Raw genomic sequence first — 20038 nt, forward strand, 5'->3', positions numbered from 1 at the left:
CGCGGACGGGCCGGGCGGTACGGGCCGGTCAGGGCCTGGTGGCGGTGGCGGTGGCGCGGGGCTTGGCGGCGGGGGCGGCCGCGGCGCTGGACGACGTACCCGAAGCCGAATCTGAAGCCGAAGCCGAAGCCGAAGCCGGGCCCGAGCCCGCATCCGGGCCCGAATCCCCGTGCGCCCCCGCCCCGGCCCCCGCCTCCGCGACGCGGTGGCGGCGCAGCACCAGGGCCGCGGCCGCGGCGGCGGCGCCTACGATCAGCGCGGCGGTGAGGAAGGTCTGCGACATGGCGTCCACGAAGGCGCCGTGCGCACCTGCGACGAGTTCGCGCCCCTGCTCCGGCGGCAGCGCGGCAGCCACCTGTTCCGCGGTGGCGAGGGTCTGCGTGGCCGCCTCCGCGGCCTCGGGCGGGGTCTGGGCGGGCAGGTCCGCCAGCACCCGGGAGGCGTAGGCCTGGGCGCCGATGCTGCCGAGGACGGCGGTGCCCATCGCCCCGCCCAGTTCGTACGCCGTCTCGCTGATGCCCGCGGCGGCTCCGGCCCGGCCGGGCGGCGCGGCGCTGACGATCACGTCGTTGGTGAGGGTGTTGGCCAGTCCGACGCCGGTGCCGAGCAGTGCGCCGCCGCCGAAGGCGAGGGCCGCCGCGCCGGAGGCGTCCAGCAGGCTCAGCAGCAGGTAGCCGGTGGCGGCGAGGGCCAGCCCGAGACCGATGACCGGGCCCGCGGCGAGCCGCCGGGCCAGGGAGGGCACCACCAGCGAGCCGAGGACCGCGCCGACCGCGAGCGGCAGCGCCCACAGTCCGGCCTCCAGGGCCGAGCGCCCCAGGACGATCTGCACGTACTGCGGGAAGAAGTAGAGCATCCCGGTCATCGCGAACACCCCGGCGATGTTGGTGAACACCGCGACGCCGAAGGGCAGGGACCGCAGCAGCGCGAGGTCGATCAGCGGCTGCTCCAGCCGCCGCTGCCGTACGGCGAACAGCGCGGCCACCGCCGCCCCGCCGGCCAGCCAGGCCGCCGGGACGAGCCCCCAGCCCAGCCGCCCGCCCTCCTTGAACCCGAAGACGACGGCGAGCACCGCCCCGATCAGCAGGACCGCGGAGAGCAGGTCGAACGGGCCCGGCCTCGGGTCCCGGGACTCGGGCAGCAGGAAGGGGCCGACGGCCAGCAGCAGGGCCATCACGGGCAGGTTGATCAGGAACACCGAGCCCCACCAGAAGTGCTCCAGCAGCACTCCGCCCACCACGGGCCCGAGTCCGGCCCCGCCCGCGAAGGCGGCCGCCCAGACGGAGATAGCCCGGCGCCGCTGGGCGGGGTCCTCGAAGATGTTGCGGATCAGCGAGAGGGTCGAGGGCATCAGGGTCGCGCCGCCGAGCCCCAGCAGGGCGCGGGCCGCGATCAGCACCTCGGCGTTCCAGGCGAACGCGGCGAGCAGTGAGGCCGCTCCGAAGGCCGCCGCGCCGGTCAGCAGCAGTCTGCGGCGCCCGATCCGGTCCCCCAGGGACCCCATGAGGATCAGCAGCCCCGCGAGGAACACCCCGTACACGTCGATGATCCACAGCAGCTGCGAGGAGCTCGGCGCCAGGTCCGCGCTGAGCGCCGGGACCGCCATGGACAGGACGGTCAGGTCGATGCTCATCAGCAGCACCGGGACCGTCAGCGCGACCAGCGCCCACCACTGCCGGGGCCCGGCCCGCCGGACGGAAGCGCCCCCGTCGGGCCCACCGCCGGGTACGGACTTGCCAGACAGAACAGAACTACTCATTCCCATCGCCCCCTCGTTCTCCTTCACCTGCTGCGGCTGCTGCTCGCCGCCGATGGAAGGACCGTAAAGTTGGCCAGGTGGCCAAGTCAAGTGGCCAAGCCAAATGACTTGGCCATCTGACCGAGTCGTTTGACTCGGTCACCCGACTCAGTCACCCGACCAATGTCTTGCTACTCTTCGCGGCATGACGACGGCACCGGCTGGCAAGACGACGAAGAAGCACCTAAGCGCGGACGTGCGGCGCGAACGCCTGGTCGCGGCCGCCCTCGTGGTGATGAAGCGCGACGGCATCGCCGCCGCGAGCACCCGGGCGATCTGCGCCGAGGCCGGGATGCCGCACGGCGCGTTCCACTACTGCTTCCGCTCCAAGCAGGAGCTCTACGCCGCCCTGCTGGCCCTGGACATCAACATCGACCTCGGCGCGGCCTGGGGCACCGTCAGCCCCGGCGCCGACCCGGCGGCGACCCTGCGGGCCCTGCTGCGCACGTACTGGGAGGCCGTCGAGGCCGACCCGGAGACGCAGCTCGTCCTCAGCGAGCTGATCAACCTGGCCCTGCGCGAGCCCGAGCTGCACGAGCTGCCGGGCTGGGAGCACCGGGCGTACCTGGACAAGACCGTGGAGTACCTCGAGCGCTTCGCGCAGGAGGCGGACCTGGAGTACACCGTCACCACGGCGGCCTTCGCGCAGATGCTGATCGAGTGCTTCAGCGGGGTGGCCTCCGCCTGGCTGTCCCACCGCGACAACGCGGCCGCCCGCGCCAGCCTGGACCACTTCGCCGACCTCTTCGCCACCCTCGCCCGTCCGCGCCCTCACGACAGCGCTTCCGAATAACCGGCCGCGGCAGCGCCGCCGTTCGGTTATATTGGCGCCACTTCGATCCGCAACCTGGCCCCTCGCGGGCAGGCGCAAGATCTCCGCTGATACGTGGAAAGGTCTTGCCATGCACGGATTCGCGCACGCGCGCCGCCAGACGGGAACCGCCCCCGGGAGCGGCGCGCCCGTCCTGATCACCGCCGTGGCCCCCCGCAAGGGCGAGGGCAACAGCCCCACCGGCATCGTCGGCCGGCACCTCGCGCGCCTCCTGCTCGAAGCGGGCCGCCCGGTCCGCGTCCTGGCCGAGCCGGAGGTGGCCGACGGCTGGCCCGCCGGGGCCGGGCTGGTGACGGGCTCGGTCACCCGACCGCGGGACCACGCACCGGTCTTCGACGGCATCGGCGCCGTCTTCCTCGCCGGAGCGCACCCGGAGACGACCGCCGACGTCCTCGGCCTGGCCCGCGCGGGCGGCGCGGAAAAGGTGGTCCTGCTGTCCTCGCACGGCCCGGAGTACGAGGCGGCCTACCCGCCGGAGACCTGGTACTGGCTGGCGATCGAGAAGACGGTGGAGGCCTCGGGCATCCCCTGGACCCACATCCGCCCGTCAGCCGTGATGGGCGCCGCCGTTGAGGGCACGTACCCGGCGACCGGCTCGGACTGGGCGGAGACCATCCGCGCCGACGGCACGGTCCGCGAGGCCTTCGCCGACCGCGGCCACTACCCCTTCATCCACGAGGAGGACCTCGCCGCCGTCGCGGTCGCGGCCCTGACGGACACCGGGCACGACGGCCGCATCCTCGAGGCCGTAGGCCTCCCCCTGAGCACCCGTTCCCGCATCCGCACCCTCGCCACCGCCCTGGACCGCGAGCTCACCACCACCGAACTCACCCCGGACGAGAGCCGCGAGGCCTGGCGCAGCCGAGGCTGGCCCGAAGGCGGCATCGACGTCACCCTCCACGCCCTGGAGGCCTACGCCGACCAGTACGAGGAACTCGTCGCCTGGACCCTCTCCCAACACCCCACCGTCCAGTCCCTCATCGGCCGCACCCCCCTCACGTACGAGTCCTGGGTCCACTCCCACCTCCACCTCTTCGACTGACGCGGCCGAACCGCCCGAGCCGGAACCGGTTGGGGCCCGCCCCTTACCGGCGGGCGGTTCGCCTAGCCTGCCCGCATGTCAGTGAACATTGCATTCAACTTCCGGGTGTCGGACCTGGTCGACGAGGTACAGGCCCGGGCCGTCGTGGAGGAGATCCGGGAACTGCTGCACGACGAGCGCATCGCCGGGCAGGTCGCCGTGGCCGCGGCGGAGGAGGGCGGGGCCTGGGCCGTGGCCGGGGCGACGACGTTCCCGCTCATCGTGTCCCGCTCCTACCAGTGGTGCCCGCAATTCGAAAGCTCCTTCGCCTGGTACGTGAAGGAGGTGGCTCCGGCGGCGAAGACGGCCCTGGACTGGGACTATCCCGACGAGCCGTGAGCACCGGCCGGGGTCCCGCCGCCCGGACGGGTGCCCCCGAATGCGGGGTTCCGGCCCGGCTGCGGGGGGATAATGCGGCGGTCAGGGCGCGGTACGGCACGGAGGGCACCACGGTGGGGGCGGCACGCGAAGCGGAATCGGTGACGGTGGCGGGGCTGCTGGCGGCGGCGCCGCCGGACACCGGGGGCGCGCTGTGGCGGCTGCGGGCCGGCGGCCGCCAACTCGACGCCAACCTGGTCCGCCACCTGCCGGGCACCGGCGGGACGCCGTCCACCGAGACGGCCGTGGACGTGGTCCTCCTGACCGTCTCCGGCAGCGGCACGCTCACCCTCGACGGAGCCGACACCCCGCTCGGCCCCGGGCGCCTGGCCTTCCTGCCCCGCGGCACCTCCCGCGCCGTGTCGGCGGGCCCCGACGGCCTGGTCGTCCTCACCGTCCACGGCCGCCGCCCCGGCATGAGCATCACCCCCGCGGCCCCGCCCGGCCCCCCGCCCCTGTGCCCGGTCCACCTGGTCTGCCCCCGCTGCCACCGCCACGCCATAGAAGCCGCAGCCCGCTACTGCTCGGCCTGCGGCACCCCCCTCCCGGACCACCGGGACGCGTGACGGGGGTGCGGTGGCGCCCGGCCAGGCGGTTGTTCCTGGCCCGCGACCGGTCCCCCCCGCCCTCAAACCGTCCGGTCGGCGGCGGTGGTCAAGATGTGGCGGTCAACGTGTGGTGTTCAGGCTGTGGAGTTCTGCGGCGGCTTCCAGGCGGCGGGGGTTGCCGAGGTGGGAGAGGGACTCGTGGGCCGCGGTCAGGGTGGTGCGGGCCTCCTCGTGGCGGGCGAGGTGGCGCAGGACGATGCCCAGGTCGAGCCGGGCGGATGCGCTCCAGACCGGCATCCTGGCGGCCTCGAAGTGCGCGAGCGCGTACGACAGCGGGGCCTCCGCCTCCGCCCAGCGGCCCAGCGCGGCCAGGTCGTTGCCGATGTGCTGGCGGCTGGAGGCGAAGTAGAGGCCCATCACCTCCTGCGGTTCGCCCGGCACGCCCACCCGGCTGCGGGCCTCGCTGCGCCGGTGGATGGCCAGCGCCTCGTCGGCCCGTCCGCACAGGCGCAGCAGCCGGCCCATCAGGTTGAGCGCGCTGAGCTCCGCCAGGCGGGCGTCGAGGCCGGGCAGCGGGGCGAGGTGCGCGGCGGCCCGCCGGAACTCCCCGATGGCCTCCTCGGTCCGGCCGAGCCGGTGCAGCGCCCCGGCCGCATAGCTCATGGCCCACCCCACCTGCACCTCGTCGCCGGCCTCCCGGGCCAGGTCGAGGGCGGTCCGGGCGGTGGCGAGGCCGGCGGCGTGGTCGTAGAGGCACACGTCGTAGGCCCAGGCCAGGTAGTTCAGCTGCACGGCCTCCTCGCGCAGGCTGCCCAGCGCGCGCGCCGAATCGGCGCCCCGCCGGAACACCTCCGCCCACAGCTCCCAGTGCAGGGTCCGGTCGGAGAACCAGTGCATCGCCTCCGCCGCATCGACCACCCGCCGGTGGTCCCCGGCCGCCTGCGCCCGCCGCAGCCCGTCCAGCCACTGGGCCCGCTCCTCCTCCAGCCAGGTCTGCGCCTCGACCGGCCCGGCGGGCGCGGTCGCAGGGTCGGGGTCCCCGTCCGCCGCGCCGCCGGGTACGGGCGACGCCCCGGCGTCGAAGAGCAGCGCGGCGGCCGTGGCCCGGCTCAGCGCCCACCGGCCCGCCCGCTCCCCGGCGGCGGCGATCTCCTCCGGCCCGTCCTCCCCGGCCGCCTGCTCGGCGGCGTACAGGGCGAGCAGGTCGTGGTAGCGGTAGCGGTCCGCGGAGGGGTGCGGCTGGAGCAGCCCGGCGTCGGTCAGCTCCTCGGCGCACCGCGCGGCCACCCGCACCGGCACCCCGGCGAGCTGCGCGGCGGTCCCGGGGCTGAAGTCGGGGCCCGCGGCCAGGCAGGAGCGCCGGAAGACCGTACGGGCCTCCGGGCTCAGCTGCCGGTACGACAGCCCGAACGCCGCCCGCACCTCCAGCGATCCGGCCCGCAGGGCGTCCAGCCGCTCGCCCTGTGCGGCGAGCCGGCCGACGAGCTTGGCGATCCGGTCGCCGGGCCGGGCGGCGAGGCGCTGCCCGGCGATCCGTACGGCCAGCGGCAGGTGGCCGCACAGCTCGGCCAGGTCGCGGGCCGCCTGCGCCTCCCGCGCGACCCGCTCCGCACCGACGATGCGGGTGAGCAGCTCGACGGCCTCCTCCCGGCGCAGCAGGGCCAGTTCGGCGCGGTGGACGGCTTCGAGCCCGGCCAGGGCCTGACGGCTGGTCACGAGGGTGAGCGAGGACCCCCCGCCGGGCAGCAGGGGCCGTACCTGCTCCTCGTCGGCCGCATTGTCCAGCAGGAGCAGGACCCGCCTGCCGCGCAGTACGGACCGCAGCAGGCCGCTGCGCTCCCCGGTGCCGGCGGGCACCTCGCCGCCGGAGACCCCGAGGGCGTGCAGCAGGCGGGCGAGCGCCTCGCGCGGCGGGGTCGGCTGCGGGTCCATTCCGCGCAGGTCGAGGTAGAACTGCCCGTCCGGGTAGTGCGGTGCGAGGGCGTGCGCCGCGTGCACGGCGAAGGCCGTCTTGCCCAGCCCCGGCTGGCCGCTGACCACGGCCACCGGCGGATACCCGCGGGCACCGTCCTCCCCGGCCAGCTCCGCCAACCGCGCCAGCGCCCGCCCGCGGGCGGTGAAATCGCGCAGATCGCGGGGGAGGGCGAGGGGGTGGTGGGCGGCGGCTCCCGGCAGCGGGTCTGTTCGGGGCTGCGGGCGGGGGTCCGGCTTCGGGTCCGCCTCGGGCTGCGGGTCCGCCTCGGCCTTCGGGTCCGCCTCCGCTTCCGGCTCCGCCTGCACCTCCGTCCGCCCCCCGGCCCGCCGCGGGCGCGGCCGTCCCCGCCGGGCCGCCCGCTCCAGCTCCGCGGCGCCCGCCGCATCGAGTCCCAGGGCCGCGGCCAGGGCCTCCACGGTGCGCCGCTGCGGCCCCCGGGTCCGCCCGCGCTCCAGGTCCGACAGGGCCCGTACGCTCACTCCGGCGGCGTGCGCCAGCTCCTCCTGGCTCATCCCGGCCCCGCTGCGCAGGTCCAGCAGGAGCGCCCCGAACCCTCCGTCGGCCGGTGTGTCCGTCCCCATGCCCGCTGTGTCCCCCGGTACCGCGCGGACCGGCCGGTCCGCCGAATCCTTCCGGCAGAAGTATGCCGGACCCCGCCCCACCCCCTGGAATCCCCCGATCCGCATCCGGCCACCACGTACCCCGGGCAGGCCACCGGGCCGCGGACCACCCACACCGCCGTGTCCTCGCGGATGGGCTTGCAGGAGGTGCACCCCATGCGGCCCGACCCTGCCAGCCGCGGCCGGTCCCCCCACCGGTTCTGAGGTCTCGTCCGGGGTGATCACGCCACCCCGCCCACCCCTGGCCGGAAAATTTCGAAGAGATCACGCAAATATTGCACGCATCATGACGGTCACTTCGGCGGGTTCGACGGGACCCAGCGTGCGCCCCGCCGCCCCCTTGTGCCCCCATACCCCGTCCAGCCAGCAGGTAGTCGGTCTGTCCGGCTTGCGGGGGTCCGGGTGATGGGTCGGCTGTCGGGCAATTCCAAAATCTGCGCGATATCTTGCGTTCACTTGTTGGTGGTGGTTGAGTGTGCCGCGCCCCACACCGCAGTCGCCGAGCCCGGTGGGGCGACCTCCACGTTCCTGCCCGAAGGGGACCACCTGATGAGAAGTGCCAGGCTCCGCCGTACCCGCCGCGCCAGCGCGGTCGCCCTCGCCTCCGCCGTGACGCTGACCGCGCTCGCCGCCTGCGGTACGAGCAGCAGCAAGGACGGGGGTGACGGCGCCGGGCAGCCGAGCGGTTCGGCCGACGCCTCCGCCCCGCTGGACCCGAAGACCAAGGTGTCGATCACGATCGACTGCATGCCCCCGGCGGCGAAGGCGGCCGAGCTCAAGGAGTGGAAGGAGGACGTCGCCGAGTTCAACAAGACGTACCCGAACGTCACCATCGAGGGGCGCTCCACCCCGGGCCAGTGCCTGGAGCCCCCGCGCTTCACCGCGATGCTCAAGGCGAAGTCCCAGCCGGACGTGTTTTACACCTACTTCACGGACCTGCCGCAGGTCCTGTCCGAGGACGGCGCCACCGACCTCTCCGCCTACGTCAGCGACAAGACGGTCCCGGCCCTCAAGGACATCGACCCGAACGTGCTCGACGTCCTCAGGAGCGACGGCAGGCTCTACGGTCTGCCCACCAGCAACTACACGATGGGCCTGCTCGTCAACCGCAAGCTCTTCAAGGACGCGGGCCTGAACCCCGACACCCCGCCGAAGACCTGGGACGAGGTCCGGGCCGCCGCCAAGAAGATCGCCGCCCTCGGCAACGGCATCTCCGGCTTCGGCGAGTACAGCGCGGCCAACACCGGCGGCTGGCACTTCACCGCGCAGCTCTACAGCCTCGGCGGCGACATCGTCGACGCGACCGGCAAGAAGGCGGCCTTCAACAACGACCTCGGCAAGCAGCTCGCCGAGAACCTCCACGCCATGCGCTGGGAGGACGACAGCATGGGCAAGACCCAGCTGCTCAAGTGGGGCGACCTGCAGAAGCAGATAGCCACCGACAAGCTCGGCATGTTCCTCGCCGCCCCCGACGACATCACGTACATGGTCCAGCAGCTGGGCGCGAAGTACGAGAACTTCGGGATGGGGCCGATCCCCGGCGGCAAGAACACCCTCGCCGGGGGCAACGGCTACATGATCAAGCAGGGCATCTCGCCCGACAAGGTCAAGGCCGGCATCGCCTGGCTCAACTTCAAGTTCACCACCGTCGGCAAGGGCCAGTTCGACTGGGCCCGCACCAAGGCCGACAAGCTGCCCGTCGGCCTCCCGCAGCCCAACTTCTGGCTGAACGAGTCCAAGGCGAAGGACGACGCCGCCCGCGCCGCGAACGCCACCATGCCGGTCGCCAACTTCAAGGCCTTCACCGACGCCCCCGTCCCCGGCAAGGCCGAGCCGCCGAAGGCCCAGGAGATCTACAAGGTCCTCGACAACGTCATGTCCGGCATCCTCACCAACAAGGACGCCGACATCGACAAGCTCCTGTCCACCGCGGAGACGCAGGTCAACCAGGTGCTGGCCAACCAGTGACGGCCCCGGGCGGGGCGCCGCGCCCACCGCGCCCCACCCCGCCCGCACGCCGGTACGCCGGTACGCGCCCAGCCCGTACGCCCGTAAGCCCCACCTCAGCCGAGGAGCACGCACGCATGTCGGCCCCGAGCCTGACCCCGAGAAGAGCGGGGAGCCCCCGCCCGCCCCGGCCGCGCCGGGAGGACCCGGCGACCACGGCCCCGGCCGGCTCCTTCGCCGGCAGCCTGCGGCGCAACCTGACGGCCCACGCCTTCCTCGCCGGAGCCGTCCTGTGCTTCGCCGTCTTCTCCTGGTACCCGATGGTCAGGGAGTTCCTCCTGGCCTTCCAGAAGACCGAGAGCGGCGAGTCCGTCTGGGTCGGATTCGACAACTTCCGCACCGTCTTCAACGACCCGGCCTTCTGGCAGGCCTGGGGCAACACCCTCTGGTACACCGCCCTCGCCCTGCTCCTCGGCTTCGCCGTCCCCTTCGTCCTCGCCGTCGCGATCAACGAGTTCCGGCACGGCAAGGCCTACCTGCGGCTCCTGGTCTACCTGCCCGTGATGCTCCCGCCGGTCGCAGCCGTCCTGCTCTTCCAGTACCTGTACGACCCCGGCTACGGCCTCCTCAACGAACTGCTCGCCCTCCTCCACCTGCCCGAACAGCAGTGGCTCCAGGACGCCGACATCGCGATGTTCGCCCTCGTCATCGCCTCCACCTGGATGAACATGGGCGGCGCCACCCTGATCTACCTCGCCGCCCTCCAGGGCATCCCGGGCGAGCTCTACGAGGCCGCCGAACTCGACGGCGCCGGGCTGCTGCGCAAGATCTGGCACGTCACCGTCCCGCAGACGCGCCTCATCCTCTCGCTGATGTTCCTCATGCAGGTCATCGCGACCATGCAGGTCTTCGTCGAACCGTTCCTGCTCACCGGCGGCGCCGGCCCCGAGGGCTCCACCACCACCGTCGTCTACCTCATCTACCAGTACGCGTTCAACTTCAACAACTACGGCGCCGCGGCCGCCCTCGGCCTGCTCCTGCTCGTACTGCTCGCCGGATTCTCGGCCGCGTACGCCAAGCTCAGCCGCTCCGAGGACGCATAGGACCGGGAGGACAGCATGTCCGCACGTACGCTCATCTCACCGGCCGCCCTCGCCCGACCCCGCGGCAGGCGCCTGTACTGGAGCGCCTTCGCCCTGGTCACCGCGGGCTTCACCCTGGTCTTCCTCGGCCCCCTCTACTGGCTGGTCTCCAGCGGGTTCAAGGACACCCAGGAGGTGGTCCGGACCCCGCCGACCCTCGTGCCCGAGAGCTTCACGCCCGGGAACTACAGCCGCGCCTGGGAGGTCATGGACCTGTCCTCCCTGCTGTTCAACACCTTCTACTACGCCCTCGGCGCCCTCGCCTTCCAACTGGTCCTCGACGTGGCCGCCGCCTACTCCCTGTCCAGACTGCGCCCCGTGCTCGGCAAGGCCGTCCTCGGGATGATGCTCGCCACCCTCATGATCCCGGCGACCGTCCTCGTCGTACCGCAGTACCTGACCGTGCTGGACGTCCCGGTCGTCGAGCGCAACCTCCTCAACACCCCCTGGGCGATCTGGCTGCCGTCCGTGGCCAACGCCTTCAACATCTTCCTGCTGAAGCGGTTCTTCGACTCGATCCCGAAGGAGATCCTCGACGCCGCGTCCATCGACGGCGCGAGCCCGGTGCGGATCCTGTGGTCGATCGTCCTGCCGATCTCGCGGCCCGTCCTCGGCGTCGTGTCGATCTTCGCGGTGGTCGGGGTCTGGAAGGACTTCCTCTGGCCGATGCTGACGCTCCCCGACCCCTCGAAGCAGACCCTCAACGTGGGCATCTACTCGCTCTCCACCGGGGTCCCCGTCAACGTCCTCATCGCCGCCCTCACCATCGCCTCCCTGCCGACGCTGATCGTCTTCCTGCTCTTCCAGCGCAACATCATGGGCGGCCTGACCGCGGGCGGCCTCAAGGGCTGACCCCCGGATCCCCCGCCCCGCGCACCCCCGCCCGCCGCACCTGCCCGAAGCCTCCCGGGCACCCCCCGATCACTCGCCGCCGCCCCGGGCCCATCCGACCCCGCCATCCGGGGCGGCGGCGAGGCCCCGTCCTGCCCGAAAGGAAACCCCGTGGCCGCCCCCACTCCGTCCCGCACCGCCGACTGGTGGCGCGACGCCGTCATCTACCAGGTCTACCCGCGCAGCTTCGCCGACGGCGACGGCGACGGCACCGGGGACCTCGCGGGCATCCGGGAGAGACTGCCCCACCTCGCCGGACTCGGCGTCGACGCCGTCTGGTTCACCCCCTGGTACGCCTCCCCGCTGGTCGACGGCGGCTACGACGTCGCCGACTACCGCGCCATCGACCCCGCCTTCGGCACCCTCGACGAGGCCGAGAAGCTCATCGCCGAAGCCGCCGAACTGGGGCTGCGCGTCATCGTCGACATCGTCCCCAACCACGTCTCCGACCAGCACGCCTGGTTCCGGGCCGCCCTCGCCGCCGGCCCCGGCAGCCCCGAGCGGGCCCGCTTCCACTTCCGCCCCGGCCGCGGAGAGCACGGCGAACTGCCGCCCAACGACTGGCCCTCGCAGTTCTCCGGCAACACCTGGACCCGCGTCCCCGACGGCGAGTGGTACCTCCACCTGTTCACCCCCGAGCAGCCCGACCTCAACTGGGACCACCCCGACGTCCGCCGCGAGCACGAGGACGTCCTGCGCTTCTGGTTCGAGCGCGGAGTCGCCGGAGTACGCATCGACTCCGCCGCCCTCCTCACCAAGGACCCCGCCCTCCGCGACTTCACGGAGGGCACCGACCCCCACCCGTACATCGACCAGGACGAGATCCACGAGGTCTACCGCTCCTGGCGGGCCGTCGCCGACGAGTACGGGGGCGTCTTCGTCGGAGAGGTCTGGCTCCCCGACGCCGAGCGCTTCGCCCGCTACCTGCGCCCCGACGAGCTCCACACCGCCTTCAACTTCAACTTCCTCGCCTGCCCCTGGGAGCCCGGCCGCCTCCGCGACACCATCGACAACACCCTCCACGAGCACGCGCCCGTCCACGCCCCCGCCACCTGGGTGCTCTGCAACCACGACGTCACCCGCACCGCCACCCGCTACGGCCGCGCCGACACCGCCTTCGACTTCGCCACCAAGCGCTTCGGCACCCCCACCGACCTGGAACTGGGCACCCGCCGCGCCCGCGCCGCCGCCCTGCTCACCCTCGCCCTGCCCGGCTCCGTCTACCTCTACCAGGGCGAGGAACTGGGCCTCCCGGAGGGGGAAGTCCCCCGCGAGCACATCCAGGACCCGATGCACGCCCGCTCCGGCGGCACCGACCCCGGCCGCGACGGCTGCCGCATCCCCCTCCCCTGGGAGGCCGACGCACCCGCGTACGGATTCGGCACCGCCGCCGGCACCGGGACCTGGCTGCCCCAGCCCGCCGACTGGGCCCGCTACGCCGTCGACCGGCAGAGCGCCGACCCGGACTCCATGCTCACCCTCTACCGCACCGCCCTCGCCCTGCGCCGCACCGTGCCCGGCTTCGGCGACGGACCCCTCACCTGGCTCCCCGCCCCGGACGGCGTCCTCGCCTTCACCCGCGCCCACGGCCTGACCTGCGTAGCCAACCTCTCCGGCAGCCCCGTGCCCCTGCCCGCCCACCGCGAACTCCTGCTGGCCAGCGGCCCGCTGACCGCCGACGGCAGGCTCCCGGACGACACGGCCGCCTGGCTCCTGACCTGAAGCCCCGGCTCCCGACCTGAAGCCCCGGCGCCAGACCCGACCGCCCGGCCCCTGTCGCCCCCCGCCCGCGCCCCGAGCCCCACCCCTTCCGTCCCCCTTCCGTCCTCCTCCGTCCCCTTCCGAAGCAGCGAAGAAGCGAGGCCCGATGTCCCCCCGCCGCGTCCCCCCGCGCCTGCGCACCGGTGCGGTCGCCACCGCCGCCGCCTGCGCCCTGCTCTGCCTCGGCCAGGCCGCCGGCGGCATCGCCACCGCCGCACCCGCCCGCCCGGCCCCGGCCCCCGCCCCGTACCCTGCCGGAGCCGTCGTCACCCGCGCCGGCCTCGAACCGGCCCTGGTCGCCGGCCGCGGCGCCGCCGTCGCCTTCGACGAGCAGGAGGCCGAGAACGCCCGTACGAACGGCACCGTCATCGGCCCCGACCGCACCGCGCACACCCTCCCCTCGGAGGCCTCCGGCCGCCGGGCGGTCCGGCTCGCCCCCGGGCAGTACGTCGAGTTCACCCTGCCCCGCGCCGCCAACGCCCTCACCGTCCGCTACAGCATCCCCGACGCGCCCGGGGGCGGCGGCACCACGGCGCCGCTGCACATCGGCGTGGCCGGAAAGCCCCGCGCCACCATGACCCTGACCTCCGCGTACTCCTGGCTGTACAACCAGTACCCCTTCACCAACGACCCGCAGGCGGACCTGCTCCACCCCGACTGGTGGCTCGCCGAGTGCTCCTGCGTCCCGTCCGCCACGACCCCCGCGCCCGTCATCACCAAGCCCTTCCGGCCCACCCACTTCTACGACGAGCAGCGCCTGCTGCTGGGGCGGACCTTCCGCGCGGGGGAGACCGTACGGCTCACCGCCCCCGCCGGCAGCCCCGCCGCCTGGACCGTCATCGACCTCCTGGACACCGAGCTGGTCGCCGCACCGCACGTCGAACGCGGAGGGATCGACGTACGGGCCTTCGGCGCCGACCCGGCCGGGCGCCGGGACGCGGCCCCCGCCATCGAGCGGGCCATCGCCGCGGCCCGGCGCACCGGGCGGCCGGTCTACCTGCCGCCGGGCACCTTCCGCGTGGACCGGCACATCACCGTCGACCGGGTCACGATCGTCGGCGCGGGCAGCTGGCACACCGTGCTCAAGGGCCGCCGGGTGACCCTGCCCGAACCGGCGCCCGACGGCTCGGTCCACACCGGCATCGGCCTCTACGGCCGGCCCGCCGCCGAGGGCGGCAGCCGCGACGTGCACCTGTCCGGCTTCGCGATCGAGGGCGACGTACGCGAACGGATCGACACCGACCAGGTCAACGCCATCGGCGGCGCCATGAGCGACTCCACGGTCACCGGCCTGTACCTGCACCGCACCAAGGCCGGCCTCTGGTTCGACGGGCCCATGAGCAACGTCCGCGTCACCGGCAACGTGATCACCGACCAGATCGCCGACGCCCTGAACTTCCACACCGGTGTCACCGACTCCGTCGTCCGCGACAACTTCATCCGCAACACCGGCGACGACGGCATCGCCCTGTGGTCGGAGAAGACCGCCGACGCGCGCAACACCGTCGACCGCAACACCGTCCAGTCGCCCACCCTCGCCAACGGCATCGCCGTATACGGCGGCGAGGACACCACGGTCAGCGGCAACCTGGTCGCCGACCCGGTCCGCGAGGGCAGCGCCCTGCACGCCGGGGCGCGCTTCGGCGCCGAACCCTTCACCGGGACGCTCCGCTTCACCGGCAACACCGCCGTCCGGGCCGGCACCCTGGACCCCAACTGGAAGATCGGCCTGGGCGCCCTGTGGATGTACGCCCTCGACGGCTCCATAGACGCCGACGTCCGCGTCACCGGCGACCACTACCTCGACTCCACCCACAACGCGGTCATGCTGGTGAGCGAGTACGGGGTGAAGGACCGCTACGGCATCCCCTCGGTGCACTTCAAGGACATCCGCGTCGACGGCGCGGGCAACTCGGTCCTGAGCGCCCGTACGAAGGGCTCCGCCACCTTCGAGAACGTCGACGCCCGCAACGTGGGCGCCGTCGGGGTCAACAACTGCGGCTCCTTCAACTTCCCGGCCACCGGATCGGAGTTCGCCCTCACCGACCGCGGGGGCAACGACGGCGGCTGGCTGGCCCCCTGGCTCCTGCCCAACACCATCACCTGCGACGACCGGCCCCCGGTCGTCCCGCCCCCGGCCCCCGCGCCCTGGTGAGCCCGTCACCCTGCAGAATTGACGCAATTCTTTTGCAGATTTTGCGCTAGGCTTGCGTGTATGACGCGACGACTTGCTCAGGTGGCGAAGAAGGTGGGGGTCAGCGAGGCGACGGTCAGCCGGGTCCTCAACGGCAAGCCCGGAGTCTCGGACGCCACCCGGCAGTCCGTGCTCACGGCGCTGGACGTGCTGGGGTACGAGCGGCCGACGCAGCTGCGCGGCGAGCGCGCGCGGCTCGTCGGCCTGGTCCTCCCCGAGCTCCAGAACCCGATCTTCCCCGCGTTCGCCGAGGTCATCGGCGGCGCGCTCGCCCAGCAGGGACTCACCCCCGTGCTCTGCACGCAGACCAAGGGCGGCGTCTCGGAAGCCGATTACGTGGAGCTGCTGCTCCAGCAGCAGGTCTCCGGCGTGGTCTTCGCCGGAGGCCTGTTCGCGCAGGCCGACGCCCCGCACGAGCACTACTACCGGCTCGCCGAGCGCAATATCCCCGTCGTCCTGGTCAACGCCTCGATCGAGGGCCTGGACTTCCCGTGCGTGGCCTGCGACGACGCCGTCGCCATGGAGCAGGCCTGGCGCCACCTGGCCTCGCTGGGGCACGAGCGGATCGGGCTCGTGCTCGGCCCCGAGGACCACGTGCCCTCGCGCCGCAAGCTGGAGGCCGCCCGGGTGGCCGCCGCGGCCGCCAGCACCCGGTGGGACGAGGCCTTCGTCGAGCGGACCATCTTCTCCCTGGAGGGCGGGCAGGCCGCCGCCGCGCGCCTCCTGGACCGGGGCGTCACCGGCATCGCCTGCGGCAGCGACCCGCTGGCGCTCGGGGCGATCCGGGCCGCCCGCCGGCGGGGGCTCGGGGTCCCGTCGGACGTCTCCGTCGTCGGCTTCGACGACTCCGCGTTCATGACCTGCACCGAGCCGCCCCTGTCGACCGTGCGCCAGCCCATCGAGGCCATGGGGCGCGCCGCCGTCGACCTGCTGAGCGCGCAGATCCAGGGCGCACAGCACCACCTGGGCGAGCTGCTCTTCGAGCCCGAGCTGGTGGTCCGCGGCTCCACGGCCCCGCCGCCCGCGCGCTGAACCCGCCCCGGCTGAAAGAAAACTGACGACATATCACCTCACGGCACCGGTGTCCCCCGCCCCGAGCGGGGCGGCACCGGTGCCGTCGGTGTTTCCGGCAGATGTTGCCTGTCGGTAAGTGGAGGGAACCCGTTGACAAACTCGTCATGCAGTAGAAACCTTGCGGGCTAACAGCGCAAATGAGTTGCAGAAGCTGCTCAAGAAATTGGCTGACTGTTATTCGATCCCTGTCGGAGTCACGTCGGGCTCCACGGCGCGCAACCTGTCGCACCACCACCGGCCCCCTCGCGCCTCCCCCGGCGAGGGCTGCTCCCGGACACGACGACAGGCCACGGGCCGGGCCCGCATCGCGGAGAGGTCACCATGAGAGGCACACACCCGAGCAGACGTTGGGGGGCCGGTCTGCTGACAGCGGGCCTCCTCTCCGCAGGACTGCTCCCCGCCCCCGCCCACGCGGCGGCGGACCCCAATCTCGCACTCGGCCGCACCGCGACCGCCGGCGGCGCGCACGGCGGCTACCCGGCGTCCCACGTCACCGACGGCAGCCAGCAGTCGTACTGGGAGGGCCCCGCGGGCTCCTTCCCGCAGTGGGTGCAGGTCGACCTCGGTTCCCTGACGGACCTCGACCGGCTCGCCCTCAAGCTCCCGACCGGCTGGGAGGCGCGCACCCAGTCCCTCAGCATCCTCGGCAGCGCCGACGGCAGTGCGTTCAGCACCATCACCGGGGCGCAGCCCCGCGCCTTCGACCCCGCGTCCGCCAACACCGTGGGCATCCAACTCCCCGGCGCCAAGGCCCGGTTCGTCCGGATACAGATCGCATCCAACTCGGGCTGGAACGCCGCCCAGCTCTCCGAGCTGGAGGTCTACGGAGACCCCGGCGACGGCGGTGACCCCGGCGACCCGCCCCCGGCCACCGGCACGAACCTCGCCCGGAACAAGCCGATCGAGGCCACGTCCACCACCCAGAACTACACGGCGGCCAACGCCAACGACGACGACACGGCGACCTACTGGGAGTCGGCCGGCTTCCCCGCGAGCCTCACCGTCAAGCTCGGCTCGGACGCCGACGTCGAGGCCGTCGCCGTCAAGCTCAACCCGAACGCCGCCTGGGGCCCGCGCACCCAGTCCCTGGAAGTCCTCGGCCGGGCCTCCGCGGAGAGCACCTTCCGCACCCTGAAGGCCCGCGCCACCTACACCTTCAGCCCCTCGGCGGGCCAGAACACCGTCACGGTCCCCGTCACCGGCAAGGTCTCCGACCTGCGCCTGACCGGCTTCTCCAACACCGGCGCCACCGGCGTCCAGGTCGCCGAGATCCAGGTCCTCGGCCGCGCCGCCCCGGCACCCGACTTCGTCGTGGGCGAGCTGGCCTGGGAGCCGGCCACCCCCTCCGAGGCCGAGGCCGTCACCGCCAAGGCCACCGTCCGCAACGCCGGCACCGCCGCGGCCCCCGCCACCACCGTCAGTGTCAGCGTGGAGGGCGCCGTCGCGGGCTCCGCGCCCGTACCCGCACTGGCCGCAGGCGAGTCGAAGACCGTCGACGTCCCCCTCGGCAAGCGCCCCACGGGCTCGTACACCGTCTCGGCGGCCGTCGACCCCGCGGACACCGTGCCCGAGCTCGACAACGGCAACAACAGCCGGACCGCTTCCGCCAAGCTCACCGTCTCCCAGGCCCCCGGCCCGGACCTGACGGTCACCGCCATCACCCCCAACCCGGCCGCACCCCCCGTCGGCGCCCCCGTCTCCTTCACGGTCGCCGTGCAGAACCGCGGCACCACCGCCGTCGCAGCGGGCACCACCACCCGCCTCACCGCCGGCCCGACGACCCTCTCCGCCGCCACCCCCGCCATCGCCGCGGGCGCCACGGCCACCGTCGCGCTCACCGGCACCTGGACCGCCACCAGCGGCGGCGTCACCCTCACCGCCACCGCCGACGCCACCGGCACCGTCACCGAGACCAACGAGGCCAACAACGTCTTCACCCGCTCGATGGTCGTCGGCCGCGGCGCCGCCGTCCCCTACACCGAGTACGAGGCGGAGGACGCGGACTACCGCGGCACCCTCCTGTACACCGACTCCACCCGGCCCTTCGGCCACACCAACTTCGCCACCGAGTCCTCGGGCCGCGAATCGGTGCGCCTGGACGCCACCGGCGACTACGTCGAGTTCACCTCAGCCGGGGCCGCCAACTCCATCGTCGTACGCAACTCCATCCCCGACGCCCCGTCCGGCGGCGGCCGCGAGGCCACGCTCAGCCTCTACGCCGACGGGCAGTTCGTCCGCAAGCTGACCCTCTCCTCCAAGCACAGCTGGCTGTACGGCACCACCGACCAGCCCGAGGGGCTCACCAACACCCCCGGCGGCGACGCGCGGCGCCTCTTCGACGAGTCCAACGCCCTGCTCGCCCAGTCCTACCCGGCCGGGACCAAGTTCCGCCTCCAGCGCGACGCCGGGGACACCGCCGCCTTCTACATCCTCGACCTGATCGACCTGGAGCAGGTCGCCCCGCCGGCCGCCAAGCCCGCCGAGTGCGTGTCCATCACCGAGTACGGGGCGGTGCCCAACGACGGCACCGACGACACCGACGCCCTCCAGCGCGCCGTCACCGCCGACCAGAAGGGCGAGATCCCCTGCGTCTGGATCCCGGCCGGACAGTGGCGCCAGGAGCAGAAGATCCTCACCGACGACCCGCTCAACCGCGGCAACCACAACCAGGTCGGCATCAAGGACGTCACCATCCGCGGCGCGGGCATGTGGCACTCCCAGCTCTACACCCTCACCCCGCCGCACCTGGCGAACGGGATCAACCACCCCCACGAGGGCAACTTCGGCTTCGACATCGACGACAACACCAAGATCTCCGACATCGCCATCTTCGGCTCCGGCACCATCCGCGGCGGCGACGGCAACGCCGAGGGCGGCGTCGGCCTCAACGGCCGCTTCGGCAAGAACACCAAGATCAGCAACGTCTGGATCGAGCACGCCAACGTGGGCGCCTGGGTCGGCCGCGACTACTCCAACATCCCCGAGCTGTGGGGCCCCGGCGACGGCCTGGAGTTCACCGGCATGCGGATCCGCAACACCTACGCCGACGGCGTGAACTTCGCCAACGGCACCCGCAACTCCACCGTCTACAACTCCTCCTTCCGCAACACCGGCGACGACGCCCTGGCCGTCTGGGCCAGCAAGTACGTCAAGGACACCTCCGTGGACGTCGGCCACGACAACCACTTCCGCAACAACACCGTCCAGCTGCCCTGGCGGGCCAACGGCATCGCGGTCTACGGCGGCCACGGCAACACCATCGAGAACAACGTCGTCGCCGACACCATGAACTACCCCGGGATCATGCTGGCCACCGACCACGACCCGCTGCCCTTCTCCGGCCAGACCCTGATCGCCAACAACGCCCTGCACCGCACCGGCGGCGCCTTCTGGAACGAGGACCAGGAGTTCGGCGCCATCACCCTCTTCGCCCAGGGCCCCGACATCCCCGGCGTCACCATCCGCGACACCGACATCCACGAGTCCACGTACGACGGCATCCAGTTCAAGACCGGCGGCGGCGCCATGCCGAACGTGAAGGTCACGAACGTGACCGTCGACAAGTCCCTCAACGGCTGCGGAATCCTCGCCATGAGCGGTGCCCGCGGCAGCGCCACCCTGACGGACGTGACCATCACCAACTCCGCCAAGGGCGCCGTCTGCTCCCAGCCCGGCACCCAGTTCACCTTCCAGCAGGGCTGACCCGCCCCCCCGAACGGGCGCGGCGCCCGCCACCCCCGGCGGGCGCCCCGCACCCGCGCACCACCCTGCCGAACACCCGGGCCCGCCGCCGCCCC

General features: G+C 73.0%; 13 protein-coding genes. 11 read left to right on the forward strand and 2 right to left on the reverse strand.

The genetic code is table 11. The features are described 5' to 3' along the window. Positions 1-28: 28 nt before the first annotated feature. Positions 29-1759 (reverse strand): MFS transporter, encoded by a 1731-nt coding sequence (locus ACZ7JZ_RS18940; RefSeq protein ID WP_470940457.1) that lies wholly within the window; start codon positions 1757-1759, stop codon positions 29-31. 184 nt (positions 1760-1943) lie between these two features. On the opposite strand from ACZ7JZ_RS18940, the gene ACZ7JZ_RS18945 reads away from it, so the two are divergent. The 4 genes from ACZ7JZ_RS18945 to ACZ7JZ_RS18960 all read left to right on the forward strand — a co-directional run bounded on the left by ACZ7JZ_RS18945 (position 1944) and on the right by ACZ7JZ_RS18960 (position 4655). Beyond that, a complete protein-coding gene (locus ACZ7JZ_RS18945; RefSeq protein WP_470940460.1) occupies positions 1944-2591 on the forward strand; it encodes a TetR/AcrR family transcriptional regulator in 648 nt (215 codons plus the stop codon). A 109-nt stretch (positions 2592-2700) separates the two neighbouring features. Then, complete coding sequence (locus tag ACZ7JZ_RS18950) at positions 2701-3672, forward strand: SDR family oxidoreductase (RefSeq protein WP_470940463.1); 972 nt, start codon at positions 2701-2703, stop codon at positions 3670-3672. 75 nt (positions 3673-3747) lie between these two features. Continuing rightward, on the forward strand, positions 3748-4050 hold the full coding sequence (locus ACZ7JZ_RS18955; RefSeq protein ID WP_470940466.1) for a hypothetical protein: 303 nt from the start codon (positions 3748-3750) through the stop codon (positions 4048-4050). A gap of 113 nt (positions 4051-4163) precedes the next feature. Then, positions 4164-4655, forward strand: a complete 492-nt coding sequence (locus ACZ7JZ_RS18960; protein WP_470940469.1) for a hypothetical protein — start codon at positions 4164-4166, stop codon at positions 4653-4655. Between the two features lie 102 nt (positions 4656-4757). Here the strand turns inward: ACZ7JZ_RS18960 and ACZ7JZ_RS18965 are convergent, their stop codons facing one another. Further along, positions 4758-7193 (reverse strand): ATP-binding protein, encoded by a 2436-nt coding sequence (locus ACZ7JZ_RS18965; protein ID WP_470940471.1) that lies wholly within the window; start codon positions 7191-7193, stop codon positions 4758-4760. A 588-nt stretch (positions 7194-7781) separates the two neighbouring features. Here ACZ7JZ_RS18965 and ACZ7JZ_RS18970 point away from each other — a divergent pair. The 7 genes from ACZ7JZ_RS18970 to ACZ7JZ_RS19000 all read left to right on the forward strand — a co-directional run bounded on the left by ACZ7JZ_RS18970 (position 7782) and on the right by ACZ7JZ_RS19000 (position 19943). Beyond that, on the forward strand, positions 7782-9200 hold the full coding sequence (locus ACZ7JZ_RS18970) for an ABC transporter substrate-binding protein (RefSeq protein WP_470940474.1): 1419 nt from the start codon (positions 7782-7784) through the stop codon (positions 9198-9200). Positions 9201-9316: 116 nt separating this feature from the next. Continuing rightward, complete coding sequence (locus ACZ7JZ_RS18975) at positions 9317-10282, forward strand: carbohydrate ABC transporter permease (protein ID WP_470940477.1); 966 nt, start codon at positions 9317-9319, stop codon at positions 10280-10282. 15 nt (positions 10283-10297) lie between these two features. After that, positions 10298-11173, forward strand: coding sequence for a carbohydrate ABC transporter permease (locus ACZ7JZ_RS18980; RefSeq protein ID WP_470940480.1), 876 nt, complete (start codon positions 10298-10300; stop codon positions 11171-11173). A gap of 150 nt (positions 11174-11323) precedes the next feature. After that, complete coding sequence (locus ACZ7JZ_RS18985) at positions 11324-12934, forward strand: glycoside hydrolase family 13 protein (RefSeq protein ID WP_470940483.1); 1611 nt, start codon at positions 11324-11326, stop codon at positions 12932-12934. 145 nt (positions 12935-13079) lie between these two features. Further along, positions 13080-15128, forward strand: coding sequence for a glycosyl hydrolase family 28-related protein (locus ACZ7JZ_RS18990; protein WP_470940485.1), 2049 nt, complete (start codon positions 13080-13082; stop codon positions 15126-15128). Between the two features lie 60 nt (positions 15129-15188). After that, complete coding sequence (locus tag ACZ7JZ_RS18995; protein ID WP_470940488.1) at positions 15189-16199, forward strand: LacI family DNA-binding transcriptional regulator; 1011 nt, start codon at positions 15189-15191, stop codon at positions 16197-16199. Positions 16200-16562: 363 nt separating this feature from the next. Continuing rightward, a complete protein-coding gene (locus ACZ7JZ_RS19000; RefSeq protein ID WP_470940491.1) occupies positions 16563-19943 on the forward strand; it encodes a CARDB domain-containing protein in 3381 nt (1126 codons plus the stop codon). Positions 19944-20038: the final 95 nt, after the last annotated feature.

The organism is Streptomyces sp. NPDC038213 (assembly GCF_055600495.1).

Bases quoted from the DNA above. Each gene is read 5' to 3' on its own strand.
- ACZ7JZ_RS18940 (WP_470940457.1), bottom strand. From the start codon at position 1,759: ATGAGTAGTTCTGTTCTGTCTGGCAAGTCCGTACCCGGCGGTGGGCCC.
- ACZ7JZ_RS18945 (WP_470940460.1), top strand. From the start codon at position 1,944: ATGACGACGGCACCGGCTGGCAAGACGACGAAGAAGCACCTAAGCGCG.
- ACZ7JZ_RS18950 (WP_470940463.1), top strand. From the start codon at position 2,701: ATGCACGGATTCGCGCACGCGCGCCGCCAGACGGGAACCGCCCCCGGG.
- ACZ7JZ_RS18955 (WP_470940466.1), top strand. From the start codon at position 3,748: ATGTCAGTGAACATTGCATTCAACTTCCGGGTGTCGGACCTGGTCGAC.
- ACZ7JZ_RS18965 (WP_470940471.1), bottom strand. From the start codon at position 7,193: ATGGGGACGGACACACCGGCCGACGGAGGGTTCGGGGCGCTCCTGCTG.
- ACZ7JZ_RS18970 (WP_470940474.1), top strand. From the start codon at position 7,782: ATGAGAAGTGCCAGGCTCCGCCGTACCCGCCGCGCCAGCGCGGTCGCC.
- ACZ7JZ_RS18975 (WP_470940477.1), top strand. From the start codon at position 9,317: ATGTCGGCCCCGAGCCTGACCCCGAGAAGAGCGGGGAGCCCCCGCCCG.
- ACZ7JZ_RS18980 (WP_470940480.1), top strand. From the start codon at position 10,298: ATGTCCGCACGTACGCTCATCTCACCGGCCGCCCTCGCCCGACCCCGC.
- ACZ7JZ_RS18990 (WP_470940485.1), top strand. From the start codon at position 13,080: ATGTCCCCCCGCCGCGTCCCCCCGCGCCTGCGCACCGGTGCGGTCGCC.
- ACZ7JZ_RS18995 (WP_470940488.1), top strand. From the start codon at position 15,189: ATGACGCGACGACTTGCTCAGGTGGCGAAGAAGGTGGGGGTCAGCGAG.
- ACZ7JZ_RS19000 (WP_470940491.1), top strand. From the start codon at position 16,563: ATGAGAGGCACACACCCGAGCAGACGTTGGGGGGCCGGTCTGCTGACA.